The organism is Actinomyces sp. ICM47, assembly GCF_000278725.1.
Lineage (GTDB): Bacteria > Actinomycetota > Actinomycetes > Actinomycetales > Actinomycetaceae > Pauljensenia.
Genome location: NZ_ALCA01000072.1, coordinates 1 through 3,582, shown reverse-complemented (window position 1 = coordinate 3,582; position 3,582 = coordinate 1). Strand labels below are relative to the sequence as shown.

Genomic DNA, 3,582 nt, shown 5'->3' with positions numbered 1-3,582 from the left:
TCTATGGCGTAGCGCCGCAGATCAGAGCAGATCCAGCATGGCCGGAGCGACCAGCTTCAGGACGTTCTCACGGCCTTCCTTCGCGTTGGGAGCGTCCACCGCGAAAGCAGCCATCTGCTGGCAGGTCGCCAGGTCGTGCATGCGCAGGGCCGCACGAACCGCGTTGACCTTGGAGGGTGCCATCGACAGAGAAGCGACACCCAGGCCCGTGAGGACCAGTGCCAGCAGCGGGTCGCCGCCAGCCTCGCCGCACACGCCGATCGGCTTGCCCGTCGCACGACCACCATTGCAGGCGGTACGGATCATCTCCAGGACGGCCGGCTGCCACGGGTTGAGCAGAGTCGCCAGGTTGCCATCCAGGCGGTCCGCCGCCATCGTGTACTGCGTCAGGTCGTTCGTGCCGATGGAGGCGAAGTCCACGATCGACAGGAGCTGCTCGGCGCGCAGGGCTGCCGCGGGCACCTCGATCATGATGCCGACCTTCGGCAGGCCGTAGCCGCGCGCCTTGTCAGCGAACCACTTAGCTTCGCTGGCGGTAGCAACCATGGGGGCCATGACCCACAGCTCTGCACCGGTCGCCTTGTAGGCGGCCGCAAGGGCCTGCAGCTGCGTGTCGATGAGATCCTCACGCCTCTGGCACAGGCGCAGGCCACGCACACCTAGGGCGGGGTTCTCCTCGGCACCCAGATCCGCGAAACTCAGCGGCTTATCCGCACCCGCATCCAGGGTACGCACGACGACGCGACGGTCACCGAAGGCCTGCAGGACCTTCGTGTAGGTGTCCGTCTGCTCCTCCAGGGAGGGAGCGTCCGCGCGTTCCAGGAACAGGAACTCAGTACGGAACAGGCCAGAACCCTCCAGGTCCACCTTGGAAGCCTTGAGCGCGTCATCGACCGTGCCAATGTTGGCCAGGAGCTTCACGGGGTAGCCATCGAACGTCGCACCCTTACCGGTCGAGCCGGCCAGTGCCTGCGCACGACGCAGCGAACGCTCCTTGAGCAGGGTGACCTCGTCCTCGGTAGGAGCGATGATGACCTCGCCGACGCCGCCGTCGAGGGCCAACATCGTGCCCTCCTCGACATTCATAATTCCCTCGGCCTTGACGATCGCGGGAATACCCAGCTGAGCAGCCAGAATCGCGGTGTGCGACGTAGGGCCACCGACCTCGGTAATGATGCCCAGAACGGTCTCCGGGTTCAGCGTCGCGGTCTCGGCGGGAGCCAGGTCGCGGGCCACCAGGATGACTGTCCCCTCAAACGCAGGAACGCCCGGCTCGGGCAGACCACGCAGCTCGCAGATCGCGCGGTCACGCACGTCATACAGGTCGGTCGCGCGCTCCGCCATGTAGCCACCCAGGCCGCGCAGCATCTGCGCGTAGTCCTCGACCGCGTCATGGACGGCCTGCGTCAGACCCAGGCCCTTCTTGAGCTTCTTATCGACAGCCTTAGCCAGACCGCGGTCGCCCGCGAGCTGAGCCGTGGCCTTCAGGATCGCCTTCGTCTCTTCCGGCGCCTTTGCCGCGCGCTCACTCAGGCGCGAGGAAACGGCTGCGAGCGCCTCACGGACACGCGCGCCGTCGGCTGCAGCATCAACGCTGCCCGGCTCCGACGTGTCAACGCCGGGCGCAGGCTGGACGATCGCGGCGGGCGCAGCAGCGGTACCGGCGGAAACACCGATACCGTGCAGAACGTCGTGCGTCGCCATCAGCTCACTCCTGATCGAGATCGCGCGAGAGCAGCGCGACGAGCGAGTCGAGCACCTCGCCCGCGCCGTCGTCCTCGGTGGACAGGGTGACAACGTCGCCGTGCTTGGCACCCAGCGTCATGATCTCGAGGAGCGACGCAGCGTCCGCCTCCTCGCCATCAAACGCAATGGTGACCTCGACGCCGGACTCATCCACGGCCTCGGCGAGGACGGAAGCGGGGCGTGCATGAAGGCCAACAGAGGAACCAATTGCAACGGTGCGGGAAATCATAGTCGTTCCTTTCGAATGCGGGCATGTCCATCGTGAGACACGGGGACCCGTACGGCCCATACTATGACGTAGTGCACTGATTTGAAAACTCGATTTCACCACGCGGCCAGATGGGATGAATCACCCTCATAAATGCCAACAAACCATCCGTCACGCTCCCCCGTACCCCGCACTACCGAGCGCCACCCACGGAACACGCCACGGCCTCGTCCGTGAGAGACCAGGCCCACGGCGCGCTCACCGACTAGACTAGAAAGGTATCAACGAAAGGAAAGCGAGCATGAGTTCCCGCGAACCTACGCTGGCCGACGTCGCCCAGCTCGCCGGCGTTAGCCCGACGACCGTCTCGCGAGTCCTCAACAACCGGGGTTACCTATCAGAAAAGACCAAGCGCGGAGTCGCCGACGCCATCGCCACCCTGGGCTACCGCCCCAACTCACTGGCGCGCGCTCTCCACGGCAAGAGCACCCAGACCGTGGGCCTCATCGTGCCCGCCGTCTCCCTGCCGTTCTTCGGTGAACTCGCCGTCGAGGTCGAAAACGCGCTGGCCGAAGCCGGATACCGCATCCTCATCTGCAATTCGATGGGCCGAGCCGAGCGCGAACGCGAATACCTGTCCCTGCTCGTGGGTAACCGCGTCGACGGCATTATCTCCGGCGCACACAACGAGGGACTCAACGAATACGACACGATCCGTATGCCCCTGGTCACCATCGACCGCGAACTCAGCCCATCGATCCCCAACGTGCGCTGCGCGAACCGCGACGCAGGTGCCATGGCCACGCGCGCCCTCATCGAGGCAGGCCGACGCCATCCGCTCCTCCTGACCTCCCGCTCAGGACCGCGCAACCTGCGCGAGGCCGGCTACCGCGCCGAGGTCGCGCGCGCCGGACTCGAACCCCGAATCGTCACGGTTCCCTTCGACACCCCGATCCCGCAGCGCTTCGCGCTCGTGCAGGGCAGCCTCGACGAGGCGCGCGCCCAGGCTCCCATTGACGGAGTCTTCGCCACCGACGACCTGGCCGCCGCCGAAGTCCTCGAGTGGGCGCGCTCCCGCAGCCTGTCCGTACCCGGCGACCTGTCCGTCATCGGCTTCGACGGCACTGAAACGATGCGCCGCGCCCTGCCTCACCTAGCAACTATCCGTCAACCCATCGCGCAGATTGCCCGCGCGGCTGTCGACATCCTCCTCGGGCAAATGAGGGGTACGCTCCCCCGTCCCATCGACGAGGCCGGGGATAATTCCTCTCCGACGCTCGAGTTTGCGGGCACGCTGGTTCAGGGGCGTTCCCTCAGCCTATAGCTCGCATTCCGGTCTTCGTGCCACGGCAACAGGCCCACACCGCCTGTCGCCATCTTCCGCGTGTCCATCGCGCCCCAATTGGGGCGCTCCCTCTCTCCATGAGCCGTTTCGGCCTCGCGGTGATGGGTCTTCTCCCGCTTCTTCGTCGCCTTCCGCGTATGAGGCCATCGACTGGCACGCCCATGTTCCTGCACATGGACTCCCTCTTCCGCACGTGGGCCTGCTATTCCGCACGTGGGCACCCCCGCCCACGTTCAGATCAGCCGGTTAACGTGCGGAAGAGGCGGTTACCAGCGACAACAAA

Annotated in this window: 3 protein-coding genes; 1 reads left to right on the top strand and 2 read right to left on the bottom strand. The window is 65.8% G+C overall.

Features of this window, described 5'->3' with window-relative positions:
- Window positions 1–21 precede the first annotated feature (21 nt).
- On the bottom strand, window positions 22–1,704 hold the full coding sequence (gene ptsP, locus HMPREF1136_RS04400) for a phosphoenolpyruvate--protein phosphotransferase (protein ID WP_009648123.1): 1,683 nt from the start codon (window positions 1,702–1,704) through the stop codon (window positions 22–24).
- Between the two features lie 4 nt (window positions 1,705–1,708).
- Window positions 1,709–1,975 (bottom strand): HPr family phosphocarrier protein, encoded by a 267-nt coding sequence (locus tag HMPREF1136_RS04395; RefSeq protein ID WP_009648125.1) that lies wholly within the window; start codon window positions 1,973–1,975, stop codon window positions 1,709–1,711.
- 280 nt (window positions 1,976–2,255) lie between these two features.
- Between HMPREF1136_RS04395 and HMPREF1136_RS04390 the strand changes: the two genes are divergently transcribed.
- On the top strand, window positions 2,256–3,278 hold the full coding sequence (locus HMPREF1136_RS04390) for a LacI family DNA-binding transcriptional regulator (RefSeq protein ID WP_009648124.1): 1,023 nt from the start codon (window positions 2,256–2,258) through the stop codon (window positions 3,276–3,278).
- The last annotated feature ends 304 nt before the right edge of the window (window positions 3,279–3,582 follow it).

Bases quoted from the DNA above. Each gene is read 5' to 3' on its own strand.
- ptsP (WP_009648123.1), bottom strand. From the start codon at position 1,704: ATGGCGACGCACGACGTTCTGCACGGTATCGGTGTTTCCGCCGGTACC.
- HMPREF1136_RS04395 (WP_009648125.1), bottom strand. From the start codon at position 1,975: ATGATTTCCCGCACCGTTGCAATTGGTTCCTCTGTTGGCCTTCATGCA.
- HMPREF1136_RS04390 (WP_009648124.1), top strand. From the start codon at position 2,256: ATGAGTTCCCGCGAACCTACGCTGGCCGACGTCGCCCAGCTCGCCGGC.